A 16,478-nucleotide genomic window follows, 5' to 3' on the forward strand; every position below is an offset into this window, starting at 1 on the left:
GGGCATCGAGCCCCGTCCGATCCGGGCCTCCGGCGGGGATATTTCGGAAGCAGAGAAGCGGGTGGTGAAGCGGTGCTTACCGACGGCAGGCGGTCGAGATCCGGGAGCAAATGTGCGGCCGGCGCAAAGAGTTGCCGCACCGTGCCGGAAGACGGGGGAAGTCCGGGCTCGATGGAGCGTGGAGGCCTCGGCTGGCGCGGCGTAACTGCAAGACACGGGCCGAGAGTATGGCGCGGGTCCAGAGCGCCGCGGATCAGTCCTTGCCGCGATAGGGCTCCACGTATTGGAGCGCCATGTCCCAGGGGAAGAAGATCCAGGTGTCCTGGCTGACGCCGGTGATGAAAGTGTCGACCAGCGGTTCGCCTTTGGGTTTGGCGTAGACGGTGGCAAAATGGGCCTGGGGATAGAGGCCGCGGACGACCTCCAGCGTCTTTCCGGTATCCACGAGGTCGTCGATCACCAGGACCCCGGTGCCGTCGCCCACCATCTCCGGATCCGGCTTGGAGAGGACCTGCGCCTCGCCCTGGGTCTGGTGGTCGTAGGACTTGACGCTGATCGTGTCGACCAGCCGAACGCCCAACTCGCGGGCGATGATCATGGCGGGGGCCATGCCGCCGCGGGTGATGGCGACGATGGCCTTCCACGTCCCGTCCTGGCCCGGGCCGCGGCCGTCGAGACGCCACGCCAGCGCGCGGCTGTCGCGGTGGATCTGGTCCCAGCTGATGTGGAAGCCCTTTTCGTGGGGGAGTTGCGGTGCGGCCATGGGAGGTCTCCTAGGGCAGGGCGATGCGGATGCCGAGCAGGCCGAGGCCCACCCCGAGCATCCGGTCCATCGCGGTCTTGAAGCGGGCATAGGCGGCGCGAGCGCGGGGCAGCGAGAAGGCGCGCGCGACGGCGGCGTACCAGATCGTCTCGACCAGGGCGACGTTCGCCACGACCAGGGCGAGGGACCAGAGCGGCGCATCGCCCGGCACGAGGCCGACGAAGACCGCGCCGAAGAAGACCGCGGGCTTGGGATTGGCCAGAAAGCTGACGAGGCCGAGCCGGAATGCGGCCAGCGCGGAGCGGGGCGGTGTGCCCGGGGCGGCGCGGGGCATCGGGTTGGGGGCGTCGCGCCACATCGAGATGGCGAGCCAGACGAGGAAGAGACCCCCCAGCACCTTGAGGATCGTGAAGGCGAGCGGCACCAGGTCGAACAGGATCGCGAGACCCGTGATCGCGGCGAGCGCCCAGAGGGCCGCACCAAGCCCGAAGCCCGCCGCGAGAGCGAGCGCCGGACGCAGGCCCTCTCCCGCTGCGGTGCGGACAGCCAGCACGAAGGACGGGCCCGGCGAGATCGCGGCCAGCAGGTGCACCATCGCGATGGCGGCGAAGGCGAGCGGGGTCACGACGACACCAGAAGGCGCAGGCCGAGGCCGCCCAGGACGACCGCCATGATCCGGCTGAGGGTCGGTTTGAAGGCGAGATAGCGGGCGCGGATCGCGGGGCGCGTCAGGATCGCGGCGAGGGCGGAATAGACCACGACTTCGAGCAGGATGTGGTTCGCCGTGATGAGCGCCATTTCGGGAACCGACAGGTTGGGCGGAAAGATCACCAAGAGGACGCCGGCAGAGAAGATGATCGACTTCGGATTGGCCAGGTTCAGCGCGAACCCCCGAAGGAAGGCTCGCCCGCCAGAAACGGGTGGCGCGGCCGCGACCGGATCGCGGGCCGTGCGCCAGATCTGGACCGCGAAGAACAGGACCAGGAGCGCGCCGCCCAGCTTCATGCCGAAATAGAGCGCGGGGAAGAGATCGAAGAGCGCCTCCAGCCCGGCGAGGGCGGCCAGCGTCCAGAGGCCCGCCATGACGGCGAGGCCCGCGCCGACCGCGGCGCCTTCGGCCCGGCCGCCCCGAAGCGCGGCTTGCGTGCAAAGCAGGAAGGCCGGCCCGGGGGCCGCCACGGCGAAAAAGAGCGCGACGTTGAAGGCGGCGAGCTGGGCGAGCGTCAGGCCCTCGCTCACTCCTTCTTCTCCAGCGTGAGGTCGGGCGCCTCGACGTTCTTCATGCCGACGACGTTATAGCCGGCATCGACGTGATGGATCTCGCCGGTGACGGCGCTGGCGAGATCGGAGAGCAGGTACATCGCCGATTGCCCCACCTCTTCCTGCGTGACGGTGCGGCGCAGGGGCGAGTTGTACTCGTTCCACTTGAGGATGTAGCGGAAGTCGCCGATGCCGCTGGCGGCCAGCGTCTTGATCGTGCCCGCGCTGATGGCGTTCACGCGGATGCCGTCCTTGCCCAGATCCTCGGCCAGGTACTTCACGCTGATCTCGAGCGCCGACTTCGCGAGGCCCATGACGTTGTAGTGCGGCATCACCTTCTCGGCGCCGTAATAGCTGAGCGTGAGGGCGCTGGAGCCGGGGCCCATCATCTTTTCGGCGCGCTGCATGACGGCGGTGAAGGAATAGACCGACACGTTCATCGTCATCAGGAAGTTGTCGAGCGAGGTGTCGAGGTAGCGGCCCCGCAACTCGGACTTGTCGGAGAAGCCGATGGCGTGGACGATGAAGTCGAGGCCGTCCCACCTTTGGCCAAGCGCGTCGAAGGCGGCGTCGATGGAGGCACCGTCCGAGACGTCGCACTCGATCAGGATGTCGGATCCGACGCTTTCGGCCAGGGGCCCGACCCGCTTCTTCAGCGCTTCGCCCTGGTAGGAGAAGGCAAGGTGCGCGCCCTGGTCGGCGCAGGCCTTGGCGATGCCCCAGGCGATGGACTTGTCGTTGGCCAGGCCCATGATGAGCCCGCGCTTCCCCTCCATCAAACCTGCCATCGTGACCCCTCCGCTTGCGTCGCGGGCCCTGTTAGGCGAAAGCCCCCAATGCGACAAGACGGCACTGACGCAGGGGCAGGGGGCAGCCGATGGACGACAGGAACGGTATCTTCGCGGGCGACGACCCGATCGCGCTGGTCCGGGCTTGGCTTGCCGAGGCGGAGCGGACCGAACCGGCGGACGCGAACGCGATCTCGCTGGCGACAGTGGATGCGGATGGGATGCCGAACGTCCGGGTCGTCCTGCTGAAGGAGATCGAGGCGGACGTGTTCGTCTTCTACACCAATTACGAGGGCGCCAAGGGGCGCGAATTGACCGCGCAGCCGAAGGCGGCGTTCCTCCTCTACTGGAAGTCGCTGGGCCGTCAGATCCGTGTCCGTGGTCCGGTCGAGCGGATCGAGGCAGCGCAATCGGATGCCTATTATGCCACCCGCGATCTCGCGTCGCGTCACGGGGCCTGGGCCTCGCGCCAATCTCAGCCGCTTGAGAGCCGGGCGGCGCTGGAGGCGGAGGTCGCGCGCGTGGCGGCCGAGAAGGGCCCCGATCCGGAGCGGCCGCCGCATTGGGGCGGGTTTCGAATCCGGCCGGTGGAGATCGAATTCTGGGCCAACGGTGCGGCCCGATTGCACGATCGTTTTCTCTGGTCGCGCAACCCTGAGGCTGGTTGGGACATTCGCAGGTTGAATCCCTGAGCTTTCCGTCGGGTTCTCGGCCGGAACCTGCCGAAAAGTACAGGTTTGCCTTGCCGTAGCCACGATCCCAATCCATGTTGCGCCTGGGAAGAAACAGTCGGCCATCCGGTCGGCTCAGGGGAAACTGGTGCCGTGACGGATATGGCAAGTTCAGCACTTCGTCAGATGACGGGGACAGTCAAATGGTTCGATGCGGTGAGGGGTTTCGGCTTCGTCACTTCTCCGGACATGGACAAGGACATCCTGCTTCATGCGAACGTGCTGCGCGCCTATGGCCAAAGCTCGATCGCGGAGGGCGCGGTGGTGGACCTCGTCGTCACCAAGTCGCCCCGGGGCTTTCAGGCATCCGAAGTCCTGTCGGTTTCGGCGCCGGAGCATGATCCGGCCGAGGGCGGTAGCGATGCGCCCGAATACCTTCAGCCGATCCCCGACGATGTCCCGTTCGAGCCGGCGCGCGTGAAATGGTTCGACAAGGGCAAAGGCTTCGGCTTCGCCAACGTGTTCGGACGCCCCGAGGATGTCTTCATCCATGCCGAGGTGCTGCGCCGGTTCGGCCTGGCCGATTTGGGACCCGGAGAGGCGATCTGCCTGCGCGCCACCGAAGGGCAGCGTGGAAAGTTGGCCGTCGAGGTGCGCCCGTGGGAATTCATCGTCTCGTCCTAGGGGTCGCCGCGGCCCTTGCGTTTGCCGGGTCGGCGGTCGCTGCGGAATGCCGCTCCGACAAGGTCGATGTGCGCGGGCCGTGGGGCACCGCGCAATTCACCGTCGAACTCGCGCTGAACCCGACGGATCAGGCACGGGGCCTGATGTTCCGCGAAAGCCTTCCGCGCATGGGCGGGATGCTGTTCGTCTATCCGCGCGCGACGGAGCTTGGCTTCTGGATGCGCAATACCCTGATCCCGCTTGACATGATCTTTGCCGACGAGACCGGGACCGTGATCAAGGTCCACGCGGAAGCCCGGCCCGGCGACGAGACGGTGATCCGCTCGGAAGGCGATGCGCTGTCTGTGCTCGAGATCAACGGAGGCTTGGCCGAGCGGCTGGGGATCGGGCCCGGCGACGTGATCCGCAGCCCGGCCCTGCCGCAGGACGGTGCGGCGTGGCCCTGCGACGAGACCGCTTCCCAAGGCTGAACGACGCTGCTATCTGCGCCCCACGGTCGGAGCGTGGCGCAGCCTGGTAGCGCACCTGTTTTGGGTACAGGGGGTCGGAGGTTCGAATCCTCTCGCTCCGACCATCCTTCTGATGAGAACCGTCGAGCGGCCTGCTTCCGATCGGATGACTTGGCGCAGTCAGTGATCCAGCGCGTGCGCGCGTATGGCGCGGCAGTCCATGATCGCGAGGGGCGGGACGGTTCGCGTTCCCGCGTCGCCTGATGGCCCTAGGCCCACGACTCGCCGCGAGCGTCGACAAGGTGGATGATGGAGGCGGGGCTGGAGATCCAGTACCCGTCGAAATCGTCGCCAAGCCGTTCGATGTCGTCGCACCGCGCGATGCCGGCCTCCTGCAGGGTCTTGGCGGCGGCTTCGGTGTCGTCCGTGACGACTTCGAGCCAGAGCTCCGCCTGGCTCATGGCGGCGACCTTGTCGATCCAGAGATTGTTCGCCCCGAACCTGAACCCGACCGCGTCACCGGTCGGTCCGCCGACCGGGTCAAGGCCGAGAACATCGCGGTAGAACGCGACTGTCCGGTCATATTGGTGGGCCGGAACCTTCATCGCGATGTTCTTTCCACCCTCGAATTTCGGAGCCATATCCGATCTCCTTCTTCGTGAGACGGCCGGATCCACGCAGATCGAAGCGGCCGCCCTAGCGCGACACGCGCCGATGTCCCGTGAACTGACTGTTGCCGCGCGCGGGCCGACTTTCGCGAATTTGCCACTTTGTTGACCTAAGGTCATCACGAATATCGGATGATCCTGCCGCAGTCTGACGAGTCTCCCGCGTACCGGAGACGGAAAAGCCGTAAGCCAAAGGGAGACCGTGCATGGCGCGACGAATCTCGACTTTCGACTTTGGATTGCCCGTTCGGGGTGTCCTGACCGCCGCCTTCGTGACCGCCGCGATGCCGGCACAGGCGGATCTGCTTCTGAGCGTCCGCTACGCCGCCGACCCTGGCGCGGCCGAACGCCTGGAGGCGGCGGACCGCCTGCGCACGCTGTCCCACGAGGTCGCCTCGGCGGCCTGCCATATGGCCGGCGGGGTGGAACCCGACCAGAGCCGGAAGCTGATGATCGAGACAAAGCGGGACGTCATCCGCATCTCGGCCGCGCTCCGCCATGGCGACGCCGGCTGGAACATCCTCGGCGAAGAGACGGACCGGGCGATCCTCGCGGATCTCGACAAGTTCGACGCGACCTGGGCGCCTGTGCAGGCCGCCCTCGAAACGCTGATGGAGTCGCCGCAGGACGCAGACGCGCTGCGTATCGTCAAGGCCGCCAGCGAGGAGCTTTTCGAGACGTCCTATCATCTGCTTTCGGTCCTGAGCGGCGAATACTCCAACCCCATGGACCTGCTGCAATCCGATGCGATCCTCATGGATATTGTCGGCCGGCAGGCGATGCTGACGCAGAAGATCGCCAAGGAGGCTTGCGAGGTCTGGACCGGTACCCATACGCCCGAACGGGTCGATGCGCTCTATGCCTCGACGGACATGTTCGAGCTGGGCATCCGGGCGCTGCACGACGGGATGCCCGAGCTGGGGATCAAGCCGGCGCCGACGCCGGGCATCCGCTACGCCCTGGAAGATGTGTTGTCCGACTGGGAAATCGTGCGCGGGCACTTGGCGCTGGTTAAGGCCGGAGAGATCGGCGAAGCCGACAAGTCCGACCTCTACACGCGTCTGAACGACAAGATGTATAAGCTGGAGAAGCTCGTCCACATGTATGTCGAGTTCTCCAAGCACGATTACGGCGTGAATGGCGGCTGAGGGAGCCGATCACGCCGCGTCGCGGCCCAGAGGCGTCCGGGCCGCGACACCCTTTTTCGGAAACATAACGTTACCCGAGCGCCGTCACGGCGCGCCCCGGATCGTGGCGAAAATGTGACGCGGCCTCGCGGTTCGGCGATGGCTGTCCCGGATGAATGCACAGGCTGCAGGTGCGGCAAGCCGTTGATGCGCGGGCCGATCGCCGGGTTTTCCACCGCTGTGGAGATCGGGCGGGCCCGCGCCGCGATCCATCCACAACTTCCCCTCAGTTCCGCTCAGAAGATTTTCTTTTCGAATCGTTGACGCGATCCAAAACCGCACTCTAATTTGCGGTCCTGTTGGGTATGACCACCAAATCTGGTGCCTGCCCGACGAAGATGGACCAAGGCATCGGCCCCGGCGACAGGGGCCCACCGGCGCAGCGGGCGCGGGTTGGGAAGGTGCGCGCGTCCGGCAGGGTAACGGGATTTCGGCAGGAGACCACCAGATGCGGATCGAACGCAAGCTCACTTCGGCGGGCGGGGACGCCTATGCGGCCATCGCCTTCACCACCACGACGTCGGAGATCCGCAATCCCGACGGGACGGTCGTCTTCCGGCTGGACGCGGTCGAGGTGCCCGAGGATTGGTCGCAGGTCGCCTCGGACGTGATCGCACAGAAGTATTTCCGCAAGGCGGGCGTCGCCGCGCGGCTCAAGAAGGTGCGCGAGAAGGACGTGCCCGAGTTCCTGTGGCGCTCCGTTCCCGACGAGAAGGCGCTGGAGGAACTGCCGGAGGAGGAGCGCTTCGGCGGTGAGACCTCCAGCCGTCAGGTCTTCGATCGTCTGGCCGGCGCCTGGGCCTACTGGGGCTGGAAGGGCGGCTACTTCACCACCGAAGAGGATGCGCGCGCCTATTTCGATGAGATGCGCGCGATGCTGGCCCGCCAGATGGCCGCGCCGAACTCGCCGCAATGGTTCAACACCGGACTGCACTGGGCCTACGGCATCGACGGCCCCGCCCAGGGGCACCACTATGTCGATCCGTTCACCCACAAGCTGGTGAAATCGAAATCCTCCTACGAGCATCCGCAGCCCCATGCCTGCTTCATCCAGTCCGTCGACGACGATCTGGTGAACGACGGCGGCATCATGGATCTTTGGGTTCGCGAGGCGCGGCTGTTCAAGTACGGCTCGGGCACGGGCACGAATTTCAGCCACCTGCGCGGCGAGGGCGAGAAGCTGTCGGGCGGCGGCAAATCGTCGGGCCTGATGGGCTTCCTCAAGATCGGCGACCGGGCGGCCGGAGCGATCAAGTCGGGCGGCACCACGCGGCGGGCGGCCAAGATGGTGATCGTCGACATGGATCACCCCGATATCGAGCAGTTCATCGACTGGAAGGTCATCGAGGAGCAGAAGGTCGCGGCGCTCGTCGCCGGTTCGAAGGCGACGCAGGCCGAGCTGAACAAGGTCATGGCCGCCGTGAAGGCTTGGGACGGGGCGTTGGATGATGCCGTTGATCCAGCCAAGAACGAGGGCCTGAAGGCTGCCATCCGTACCGCCAAGAAGGCCATGGTTCCCGAAGCCTACGTCATGCGCGTGCTGCAATATGCCCGTCAGGGCTATGACAGCATCGAGTTCCCGACCTACGACACCGATTGGGACAGCGAGGCCTACAACACCGTCGCGGGCCAGAACTCGAACAACTCGGTCCGGGTGACGGATGCCTTCCTCTACGCCGTGGAGAAGGATGCCGACTGGGAGCTGAAGAACCGCGTCGATGGCGGCATCGCCAAGACGATCAAGGCGCGGGACCTTTGGGAGAAGGTGGGCCACGCCGCATGGGCCTGTGCCGATCCGGGCATCCAGTTCCACGACACCGTGAACGCTTGGCATACCTGCCCTGAGGACGGCCCGATCCGCGGCTCGAACCCGTGCTCGGAATACATGTTCCTGGACGACACGGCCTGCAATCTGGCGTCGATGAACCTGCTGAAGTTCCTTGAGAATGGGCAATTCGACGCGGATCTCTACGTCCATGCCTCCCGGCTCTGGACGATCACGCTGGAGATCAGCGTGATGATGGCGCAGTTCCCGTCGAAGGAGATCGCGCAGCGCAGCTACGAGTTCCGTACGCTGGGGCTGGGCTATGCCAATATCGGTGGCCTGCTGATGAACCTCGGCTATGGCTACGATTCCCGCGAGGGGCGGGCGCTGTGCGGCGCGCTGACGGCGGTGATGACCGGGACCAGCTACAAGACCTCCGCCGAAATGGCCGGTGAGCTGGGCGCGTTCCCGGGCTTTGCCAAGAACCGCGATCACATGCTGCGGGTGATGCGCAATCACCGTGCCGCGGCCCATGCCTCGGACAGCTACGAGGACGTGAACGTCAAGCCGGTTGTCCTTGATATCGCTGGATGTCCTGATGCCGGCCTCGCCAAGTTGGCTGGTCAGGTCTGGGACGAGGCGGTCACGCTGGGCGAGGCGAACGGCTACCGCAACGCGCAGGCCACCGTGATCGCGCCCACCGGCACGATCGGGCTGGTCATGGATTGCGACACGACCGGGATCGAGCCGGACTTCGCGCTTGTGAAGTTCAAGAAGCTGGCCGGTGGCGGCTACTTCAAGATCATCAACCAGTCGGTCCCCGCCGCCCTGCGCACCCTGGGCTACCGCGAAAGCGAGATCGCCGAGATCGTCAGCTACGCCGTCGGCCATGGCTCGCTGGGGCAGGCGCCGGGGATCAACCACACGGCGCTGATCGGCCACGGCTTCGGGAAGGCCGAGATCGAGAAGATCGAGGCGGCGCTGCCTTCGGCTTTCGACATCCGTTTCGTCTTCAACCAGTGGACGCTGGGCGAGGATTTCCTGACCGGCACGCTGGGCGTCCCGAAGGACAAGCTATCCGATCCGAGCTTCGACCTGCTGCGTCATCTGGGCTTCTCGAAGAAGGACATCGAGGCGGCGAACGACCATGTCTGCGGGACCATGACGCTGGAAGGCGCGCCGGGCCTGAAGGACGGGCATCTGCCGGTCTTCGACTGCGCAAATCCCTGCGGCAAGAAGGGCAAGCGCTTCCTGTCGGTCGAGAGCCACATCCACATGATGGCGGCCGCACAGTCGTTCATCTCGGGTGCGATCTCCAAGACGATCAACATGCCCAACAACGCGACGATCGAGGATTGCCAGAAAGCCTACGAGCTTTCGTGGTCGCTGGGCGTGAAGGCCAACGCGCTCTATCGGGACGGGTCCAAGCTGAGCCAGCCGCTCGCCGCATCGCTGGTCGAGGATGACGACGAGGCCGCCGAGGTGTTGGAAACGGGCACCCCACAGCAGAAGGCCGAAGTCCTGGCCGAGAAGATCGTCGAGAAGATCATCGTCCAGGAAGTCGCGCGCGGTCGCGAGAAGATGCCGGACCGCCGCAAGGGCTACACCCAGAAGGCGGTGGTCGGGGGCCACAAGGTCTATTTGCGCACGGGCGAGTATTCCGACGGCTCGCTGGGCGAGATCTTCATCGACATGCACAAGGAAGGCGCGGGCTTCCGGGCGATGATGAACAACTTCGCCATCGCCGTGTCGGTCGGGCTGCAATACGGCGTGCCGCTGGAGGAGTTCGTCGACGCCTTCACCTTCACCAAGTTCGAACCGGCCGGGATGGTGCAGGGCAACGACTCGATCAAGAACGCGACCAGCGTGCTGGACTACATCTTCCGCGAACTGGCCGTGTCCTATCTGGACCGGACGGATCTGGCGCATGTGAAACCGCAGGGCGAGACCTTCGACAGCCTGCATTCGGACGTCGCAGAGGGCGCGCCGGAAGGCGATGGCGGAGAAAGCCCGCTGGACGCGATCCGGCAGGTCACCTCGACCGGGTATCTGCGCAAGCGTCTGCCCGCCGATCTGGTGGCTCTGCGGGGCGGGGTCGACCGTGTCGCCGCGCAGATCGCCGAGACGGCCGTCGCGGTGGCTGCCCAGAGCGGAGGGGCGACCGCTGTCGCGGCCGAGACGACGACCGTCGCTGCGGTGGCGATGGACGCGCGGACAAAGGCCAAGATGCAGGGCTACGAGGGCGAGGCCTGTGGCGAATGCGGCAACTACACGCTGGTGCGCAACGGGACCTGCATGAAGTGCAACACCTGCGGCTCCACGTCCGGGTGTAGCTGAAAAGATTGGGTCGGGGCGGGATGTTGGCGCATCCCGCCCCGGCTTTCCCGCACGCATCACGCGCGTCGCGAGAAGATCCATGTCGGCCCTCGCGGGTCGATGGTCCTCTGGGACCAGAGAACGCCATGGGGATCAATGGCGCGTCTGTCCGCCCACAGGTTTATCCCGCAGAATCGTCCGTGACCTAGCCGTACATGGCTAAAAGACGCATCAGGGTAACGCAGGAACGCGAAAGCGGCCTGAATACTCATCTCAACGTTTCGGGAGTCGGTGAGAGACCCGCGGTCAATTGGCGAACCGCGTCGAAAGCAGGATTGGAGCCTAACTTCCACGTGCGACGGGTGAACGGGCAACGGATTATCACATCCAATCCGAATTGACGACGCAAGAGAGGCGCCAACCCTCTCCGACGTCAGTGCAGCCGTTTTTGCGATGCCGCACACGACATCCGAACAGAAACGCGACTGGGCGTTGCTCGCCGTCCTCGCCCTCACCGGAATCCGCGCCGGCGCTCTCGTAGGACTGAAGCTGAAGCATGTTTGTCTTCACGACAGGTTAGTCCAAGATGACCTGCCCCAACGAAGTGGTCCGGCTTCTGTCTTAGTGCATGACAGGTCTTGGCGGCGACGTCGGGCGTGGCCGGCGAAGGCAGACGATGCGATCGGGCCAAGGCCGGGAATGGTGGCCCGCCGTCGCGCCAGCGGGTCCACCTTCTGGGCGGCGGTGACACGTGCCGTCGCCGCGTCAATCCGCTTCTCCAGGTCGCGCAGCTGACCGGCGAGCAGATCGAGCGCCGGGCGCGCCGCCTCCGGCACGTCGCACGCGGCGTCGAGCAGCCGGTCCAGGTTGGGGATGCCCTTCGCGACGACGATCCCGAACTCCGACAGATGCGCGTGGATCGCGGTCGCCGTCTGGGTCCGCCGGCGGGCGAGAAAATCCCGCGCCTTGTGATCCGGGAGCGCCGCCTGCCGCTCGGCGGACTTCACCGGCACGAAGCGCCTGGTGGGCCGGGAGACGGCCTCGCAGATCGCCTCGGCGTCGTTCCGGGGCTTTCGAGGCGCCACTGGCGCCACGGTCCCCTTCACCATCCGTCTTCCCGCGCTTCACGTAGGCGATCTCCGCCAGCGGCAGGTCGCTGCTGCCCAGCAGGTCGCGCGCACGTCCGATGCGGCGGGCGAGGACGTATTGATGGGGCGTCGCGCCCCGCGCGGCCTTCAGTGCCTCGACGAAGCGCCGCTCTGGCATCTCCGCCAGTGCCGCGAGGTCGCCGCGCCCACCCATTTGAGGATCGTGAAGAGGGTTGCGCTGGCCGGTATCAGCGCGCCCACACCAAGGGCGGACAAAGTGAAGAACACGGCGTTGGTCGATAGGATGCCGAGCGTCGCCATGAAGCCGATGCGGCAGCCTTGCCGCATGGACAGGCCGATCACGAGCAGCACGGCCGGCCCCGGCGTAAGCGACAGCAGGAACTCGGTCAGGGCGAACAGAGCGATCGTCTCGAAGGTCATTCAGCATTCCACAGGCGAAGGATATCCGTAAGGCGATTCAATGCAGCCGCAAGTCCGTCCAGCCGGAACGCCGGATGAATTGCCAGCATCGTTCCGGCCGCCCCGTTTCTGGGGTATGCCGCGGCGGTCGGGCCGGGTGCCTGAGGCGATGAGGTAGGCTGCATCTCCGCGCGGGCCAAGCAGCCAGATCGCTGCAACGCCGTGCTCGCCCGGCGCGACATGCGTTGCCGCACGATCAGCGCCGCTCCGGCGGATGATGAATGCGAATGCTCGGGGCGAGGGGGCCGCCGGGATCACCGCAGTCCGAGAAATCCGCCAATATCCAAGCCTGCGGCTCCGCGTCGTCGAGCCGGCCCTCCGATGCGGCCTGAACCCTGGCACTTTCCTCCATGCTTCTCTTCGCGGGGCGGGGCTGGCGCGCTCGCTGCGTGCGGCCTTGTCCACGCGCATCCGAGCAACTTTCGTCATCTCCGCGTCCGTCAGCGTGAACGTTACAAAGGAGGCCGAATGTATTACCCCGTTGAGTCGCATCGCCTCGGCCACACGCTAGCCTTGCGAACCGATGTCACGGACTGGCCACAGCCTTGCGCCGATCTCCACAGGTCTGTGCTTCTCCCGGAGTATTCCGTGATCCTCCGCATGGCCCGGAAGCCAAGCTCCGGGAGGACCGTGTCTCAGCGGGCAGACCATACTGTCGTGATCACATGACCCCAACTGAGATGAACCGCGAAGACCGGTGAGCCGCCCATGAAGCATCTCCAATTCCACGAGACGTGTGACCACGCAGGCAATCCAGACCAAAACGTCCTGGGGGAAGAAATGGGGTCAATTCTGCACAACGCAGTCAGAAAATCAAAGCGAAACAAATGCTTGTTCGGGGTAAGTGGCGGACAGGAAGGGATTCGAACCCTCGAGACGGTTTCCCGCCTACGCACTTTCCAGGCGCGCGCCTTCGACCACTCGGCCACCTGTCCGCCGGCGGGTTTACGCAGGAGGCGCAAGTGGTGCAAGGGCCGACGGCTCGGGGCGTCTCGGGAACGTGATTTTCCGTCGCGGCCCCGGCACGCTAGCAGAAGCGCATGAAAACAGCATTCCTCGCGTTCCTCCTTGCGGGGCAGGCCGCCGCTCAGGACGTCGCCGACATGGCGAGCCGGGAAGGATGGGCCGTGCTCCCGTCCGAGGCGGCCTTCGATGACCTTGTCGAGGCCGTCCGCTCTTCGGCCGGGGGCGCGGGGCTTAATGTCGTCACGCAAGCGGGACCGACCGGAGCCGCCGCACGGCGTGGGATAGAAATCCCGGGCAACCGCGTCATCGGCCTCTTCAACAACGATTTCGCCGTTCGCCTGCTGCGCCTGTCCACGCCCGCGATGATCGAAGCGCCGATGCGCATCTACGTCACCGAGGATGCCGACGGAACGGCGACGCTGGCTTACAAGCTGCCGTCTCGCGTCCTCGAACCCTACGCGGAAGACAGCGCCGACCCGGATGCATTGCGTGCGATAGGCGTGGAACTCGACGCCGCGTTCTCGGCGCTTGGCCGGGCGGCGGTCCGGTAGCGGCCCTTGCGCGACGGCTCAGCCCTGATACTCCGCCGATCATGACCATACGCGCCGCCGATCTTCTCGCCCGCCGCCTTCACCAGGCGGGGTGCCGCCGTGCCTTCGGCATGCCAGGGGGGGAGGTTCTGACGATCGTGGACGCGCTCTGCAAAGCGGGGATCGAGTTCATCCTCTGCCATCACGAGAATGCGGGGGGCTTCATGTCCGAAGGCGGCCACCATGTCGACGGCGCTCCGGCGATCCTCGTCGCCACGGTGGGTCCCGGCGTCATGAACGCCGTCAATGTCGTGGCAAATGCCGAACAGGATCGCGTGCCTTTGATCGTCCTGTCGGGCTGCATAGACGCGGACGAGGCCGAGACCTATACGCATCAGCTGCTCGATCATCGCGCGGTTCTCGACCCGATCACCAAGGCCACCTTCACGCTGACACCCGGAGCGGCTGCGGTGCAGGCCGACAAGGCGGTGCGTATCGCGATGGCGCCACGGGCCGGTCCCGTCTTGGTGGATGTCCCGATCTCTGTCGCCGATGCGCCGGTCGAGGATGATTCGATTGCGCTGCCGCCGACGGCACCCGGAGCCATCGGAGCGGACGCGCTGAGACAGGCCCGGGAGTGGCTTGAGCAGGCCGAGCGCCCGATCATGCTCGCCGGGCTGGACGCGGTGCGCGACCGGGCCGGGCCGACGATACGCGCCTTCTGTGAGACGCATTCCGTGCCGCTTGTCACGACATACAAGGGCAAAGGCCTTATGCCCGAAGGCCATTCGCTTTGCCTTGGCGGGGCAGGGCTCTCTCCGCTTGCGGACCGGCATCTTCTGCCGCTCTTTCGGGACGCGGACCTTGTAATTCTTGCGGGCTACGATCCGATCGAGATGCGGGTCGGCTGGCGCAACGTGTGGGATGCCGGAACACAGCGCGTCATCGATATCTGCGATGCGCCGAACACCCATGGAATGCATGCCGCATCGCTCGAAGTGGTTGCTCCGGTCGGCGACACGCTCTCTCGCCTCTCCGATGGGGTGACGGGGCAGGAGACCTGGCCCGACGATGCTCCGGCAATGGCGCGCCTCGCCTTGCGGGAGGCATTCAGTGCCAGGGAATGGGGCCCCGATGCCGTGATCGCCACCTGCCGGGACGTCTGCCCCCCGGGCACCATCGCGACGGTCGACTCGGGTGCGCACCGGATCCTCCTGTCGCAAATGTGGGAATGTGAGGCGCCGGGCCTGCTGCTGCAATCTACCGGACTCTGCACGATGGGCTGCGCGCTTCCGCTTGCTTTGGGAGCGAAACGGGCCGCGCCGGATACGCCTGTGGTGGCCTTCATGGGCGATGGAGGTTTTCTGATGGTCGCCGGAGAATTGGCGTCGGCCGTCGCCTTAAAGGTCCCCGTCGTCGCCGTCGTCTTCGTCGATGCATCGCTGGCGCTGATCGAGATGAAGCAGCGGCAGCGGCAGCTTTCGAATGCCGGGGTGGATTTCGACAGGCTGGATCATGCGGCGGTCGCGCGGGCGTTTGGCGGGCGCGGCGTGAGGGTGGCTGACGCCGATGCGTTGCGTGGCGCGATGGAGGACGCCCTCGCCCATCCCGGATTTACTCTGATCGCCGCCGAGATCGACAGGAAGGCCTATGACGGACGCATCTGAGCCGCGGGGTCCGCTGCACGGCATCAAGGTTCTCGACCTCAGCCGGATTCTCGCCGGGCCGACCTGCACCCAGCTTCTGGGCGATTTGGGGGCGACCGTCCTCAAGGTCGAGAATCCGGCGACCGCTGGCGACGATACCCGGCAATGGGGGCCGCCCTACGTCAAGGATGGCGGACAGGATACTGATCTTTCGGCGTATTTCATGTCTGCCAACCGCAACAAGCTGTCGGTTGCCATAGATATCGCGACCGAGGACGGCCAGGCTCAGGTTCGGCGTTTGGCGGAACTGGCCGACATCTTCATCGAGAACTTCAAGCCCGGTGGCCTCGCGAAGTACGGCCTCGACTGGGAGAGCCTGCGCGGCATCAATCGCCGTCTCGTCTACGGATCGATTTCCGGCTTTGGGCAGACCGGGCCGAACGCCTCGAAGCCGGGTTATGACCTGATGGCCCAGGGCTACGGCGGCATGATGAGCCTGACCGGAGAGCCGGAGGGTCTGCCGATGAAGGTCGGCGTCGGCATCGCCGATGTCATGTGCGGGATGTATGCCTGTGTCGGCCTCTTGGCGGCGCTGCGTCACGCGGAGCGGACGGGCGAGGGGCAACGTCTCGACGTCGCGCTGGTGGACACTCAGGTCGCCTGGACAATCAACGAAGGCGTAGCGACCAGGCTGACCGGTCGCACGCCCGTCCGGCGTGGCAACGATCACCCCTCGATCGTGCCGTATGGCGTCTACGCGACCGCCGACGGGCATGTCATCGTCGCCGTCGGAAATGACCGTCAGTTCAAGCGGTTCTGCGGCTTTCTTGATCTCGATGATCTGTCGGCTGATGCTCTCTTTGCGACCAACCCGGCGCGCATCAGCAATCGCGAGGCGCTTGCCGAAATTCTCGAACCGGCCGTCGCGCGCCACAGCACGGCAGAGGTGATCGCGGGGCTCGAAGCGGTCGGCGTTCCCGTCGGTCCCGTCCAGACGCTGCCGCAGGTCTTCGCCTCGGATCAGGTAGAGGCGAGGGGCCTCGCGCTGGACATGGAGGCGTCCAGCGAGGACGGCCCGCTGACGCTGCCATTGATCGGCAATCCGCTACACTTCTCCGCCACGCCGGTGACCTACCGCAACCCGCCGCCCCGGTTCGGGGCGCATACCGCGCGCCTGGACGACGACGATCCCTTCGGCGACGTCTGAGCGCGCAAAG

At 65.8% G+C, this 16,478-nt stretch carries 15 protein-coding genes, 2 tRNA genes and 1 pseudogene; 9 read left to right on the forward strand and 9 right to left on the reverse strand.

Annotated elements, in window-relative coordinates; all coding sequences use genetic code 11:
* Positions 1-253 precede the first annotated feature (253 nt).
* From gpt to fabI, 4 genes are read right to left on the reverse strand one after another with little or no spacing between them, the layout of a single operon-like run.
* Positions 254-763, reverse strand: a complete 510-nt coding sequence (gene gpt, locus jaqu_RS12135; RefSeq protein ID WP_043919263.1) for a xanthine phosphoribosyltransferase — start codon at positions 761-763, stop codon at positions 254-256.
* 10 nt (positions 764-773) lie between these two features.
* On the reverse strand, positions 774-1,388 hold the full coding sequence (locus tag jaqu_RS12140) for a LysE family translocator (protein WP_043919264.1): 615 nt from the start codon (positions 1,386-1,388) through the stop codon (positions 774-776).
* The gene (locus tag jaqu_RS12145; RefSeq protein WP_236687849.1) at positions 1,385-2,002 is read right to left on the reverse strand and encodes a LysE family translocator; all 618 of its coding nucleotides are present in this window, start codon (positions 2,000-2,002) and stop codon (positions 1,385-1,387) included. Before jaqu_RS12145 ends, jaqu_RS12140 begins: the two co-directional genes overlap by 4 nt.
* The gene (gene fabI, locus jaqu_RS12150; protein ID WP_043919265.1) at positions 1,999-2,811 is read right to left on the reverse strand and encodes an enoyl-ACP reductase FabI; all 813 of its coding nucleotides are present in this window, start codon (positions 2,809-2,811) and stop codon (positions 1,999-2,001) included. The genes jaqu_RS12145 and fabI overlap by 4 nt, the downstream gene beginning before the upstream one ends.
* 89 nt (positions 2,812-2,900) lie before the next feature.
* Here fabI and pdxH point away from each other — a divergent pair, with 89 nt between their 5' ends.
* The 4 genes from pdxH to jaqu_RS12170 all read left to right on the forward strand — a co-directional run bounded on the left by pdxH (position 2,901) and on the right by jaqu_RS12170 (position 4,740).
* A complete protein-coding gene (gene pdxH, locus jaqu_RS12155; protein ID WP_043919266.1) occupies positions 2,901-3,503 on the forward strand; it encodes a pyridoxamine 5'-phosphate oxidase in 603 nt (200 codons plus the stop codon).
* Between the two features lie 165 nt (positions 3,504-3,668).
* A complete protein-coding gene (locus jaqu_RS12160) occupies positions 3,669-4,166 on the forward strand; it encodes a cold-shock protein (RefSeq protein ID WP_236687850.1) in 498 nt (165 codons plus the stop codon).
* Positions 4,142-4,636, forward strand: a complete 495-nt coding sequence (locus tag jaqu_RS12165; protein WP_084629805.1) for a DUF192 domain-containing protein — start codon at positions 4,142-4,144, stop codon at positions 4,634-4,636. The genes jaqu_RS12160 and jaqu_RS12165 overlap by 25 nt, the downstream gene beginning before the upstream one ends.
* 27 nt (positions 4,637-4,663) lie before the next feature.
* Positions 4,664-4,740 (forward strand) — tRNA-Pro (locus jaqu_RS12170).
* Between the two features lie 144 nt (positions 4,741-4,884).
* Here the strand turns inward: jaqu_RS12170 and jaqu_RS12175 are convergent.
* Positions 4,885-5,256, reverse strand: a complete 372-nt coding sequence (locus tag jaqu_RS12175; protein ID WP_043919268.1) for a VOC family protein — start codon at positions 5,254-5,256, stop codon at positions 4,885-4,887.
* Positions 5,257-5,489: 233 nt separating this feature from the next.
* Here jaqu_RS12175 and jaqu_RS12180 point away from each other — a divergent pair, with 233 nt between their 5' ends.
* Positions 5,490-6,431 carry a type IV pili methyl-accepting chemotaxis transducer N-terminal domain-containing protein gene (locus jaqu_RS12180; RefSeq protein ID WP_043919269.1) on the forward strand — a complete coding sequence of 314 codons (942 nt, stop codon included), beginning with the start codon at positions 5,490-5,492 and terminating at the stop codon, positions 6,429-6,431.
* 487 nt (positions 6,432-6,918) lie between these two features.
* On the forward strand, positions 6,919-10,572 hold the full coding sequence (locus tag jaqu_RS12185; RefSeq protein WP_043919270.1) for a vitamin B12-dependent ribonucleotide reductase: 3,654 nt from the start codon (positions 6,919-6,921) through the stop codon (positions 10,570-10,572).
* Between the two features lie 545 nt (positions 10,573-11,117).
* On the opposite strand, the gene jaqu_RS22100 is transcribed toward jaqu_RS12185, so the two are convergent.
* The 4 genes and pseudogenes from jaqu_RS22100 to jaqu_RS12205 form a co-directional block, all read right to left on the reverse strand.
* Positions 11,118-11,660, reverse strand: coding sequence for an IS110 family transposase (locus jaqu_RS22100; RefSeq protein ID WP_052500943.1), 543 nt, complete (start codon positions 11,658-11,660; stop codon positions 11,118-11,120).
* A gap of 79 nt (positions 11,661-11,739) precedes the next feature.
* Positions 11,740-11,817 (reverse strand): annotated as a pseudogene (locus jaqu_RS22400) (hypothetical protein); the annotation flags it as partial.
* Positions 11,787-12,080, reverse strand: coding sequence for a LysE family translocator (locus jaqu_RS12195; protein ID WP_052500944.1), 294 nt, complete (start codon positions 12,078-12,080; stop codon positions 11,787-11,789). The pseudogene jaqu_RS22400 and the gene jaqu_RS12195, both read right to left, overlap by 31 nt.
* A gap of 884 nt (positions 12,081-12,964) precedes the next feature.
* A tRNA-Ser gene (locus jaqu_RS12205) sits at positions 12,965-13,054 on the reverse strand.
* A 105-nt stretch (positions 13,055-13,159) separates the two neighbouring features.
* Between jaqu_RS12205 and jaqu_RS12210 the strand changes: the two genes are divergently transcribed.
* From jaqu_RS12210 to jaqu_RS12220, 3 genes are read left to right on the forward strand one after another with little or no spacing between them, the layout of a single operon-like run.
* Positions 13,160-13,636 carry a DUF302 domain-containing protein gene (locus jaqu_RS12210; protein WP_043919272.1) on the forward strand — a complete coding sequence of 159 codons (477 nt, stop codon included), beginning with the start codon at positions 13,160-13,162 and terminating at the stop codon, positions 13,634-13,636.
* A 41-nt stretch (positions 13,637-13,677) separates the two neighbouring features.
* Entirely contained in the window at positions 13,678-15,282 is a 1,605-nt protein-coding gene (locus tag jaqu_RS12215) for a thiamine pyrophosphate-binding protein (RefSeq protein ID WP_043919273.1), read from the forward strand.
* Entirely contained in the window at positions 15,266-16,468 is a 1,203-nt protein-coding gene (locus tag jaqu_RS12220) for a CaiB/BaiF CoA transferase family protein (protein ID WP_043919274.1), read from the forward strand. The genes jaqu_RS12215 and jaqu_RS12220 overlap by 17 nt, the downstream gene beginning before the upstream one ends.
* Positions 16,469-16,478: the final 10 nt, after the last annotated feature.

It is taken from the genome of Jannaschia aquimarina, from assembly GCF_000877395.1.
Lineage (GTDB): Bacteria > Pseudomonadota > Alphaproteobacteria > Rhodobacterales > Rhodobacteraceae > Jannaschia > Jannaschia aquimarina.

Bases quoted from the DNA above. Each gene is read 5' to 3' on its own strand.
- gpt (WP_043919263.1), bottom strand. From the start codon at position 763: ATGGCCGCACCGCAACTCCCCCACGAAAAGGGCTTCCACATCAGCTGG.
- fabI (WP_043919265.1), bottom strand. From the start codon at position 2,811: ATGGCAGGTTTGATGGAGGGGAAGCGCGGGCTCATCATGGGCCTGGCC.
- pdxH (WP_043919266.1), top strand. From the start codon at position 2,901: ATGGACGACAGGAACGGTATCTTCGCGGGCGACGACCCGATCGCGCTG.
- jaqu_RS12160 (WP_236687850.1), top strand. From the start codon at position 3,669: ATGACGGGGACAGTCAAATGGTTCGATGCGGTGAGGGGTTTCGGCTTC.
- jaqu_RS12175 (WP_043919268.1), bottom strand. From the start codon at position 5,256: ATGGCTCCGAAATTCGAGGGTGGAAAGAACATCGCGATGAAGGTTCCG.
- jaqu_RS12180 (WP_043919269.1), top strand. From the start codon at position 5,490: ATGGCGCGACGAATCTCGACTTTCGACTTTGGATTGCCCGTTCGGGGT.
- jaqu_RS12185 (WP_043919270.1), top strand. From the start codon at position 6,919: ATGCGGATCGAACGCAAGCTCACTTCGGCGGGCGGGGACGCCTATGCG.
- jaqu_RS22100 (WP_052500943.1), bottom strand. From the start codon at position 11,660: ATGGTGAAGGGGACCGTGGCGCCAGTGGCGCCTCGAAAGCCCCGGAAC.
- jaqu_RS12195 (WP_052500944.1), bottom strand. From the start codon at position 12,080: ATGACCTTCGAGACGATCGCTCTGTTCGCCCTGACCGAGTTCCTGCTG.
- jaqu_RS12210 (WP_043919272.1), top strand. From the start codon at position 13,160: ATGAAAACAGCATTCCTCGCGTTCCTCCTTGCGGGGCAGGCCGCCGCT.
- jaqu_RS12215 (WP_043919273.1), top strand. From the start codon at position 13,678: ATGACCATACGCGCCGCCGATCTTCTCGCCCGCCGCCTTCACCAGGCG.
- jaqu_RS12220 (WP_043919274.1), top strand. From the start codon at position 15,266: ATGACGGACGCATCTGAGCCGCGGGGTCCGCTGCACGGCATCAAGGTT.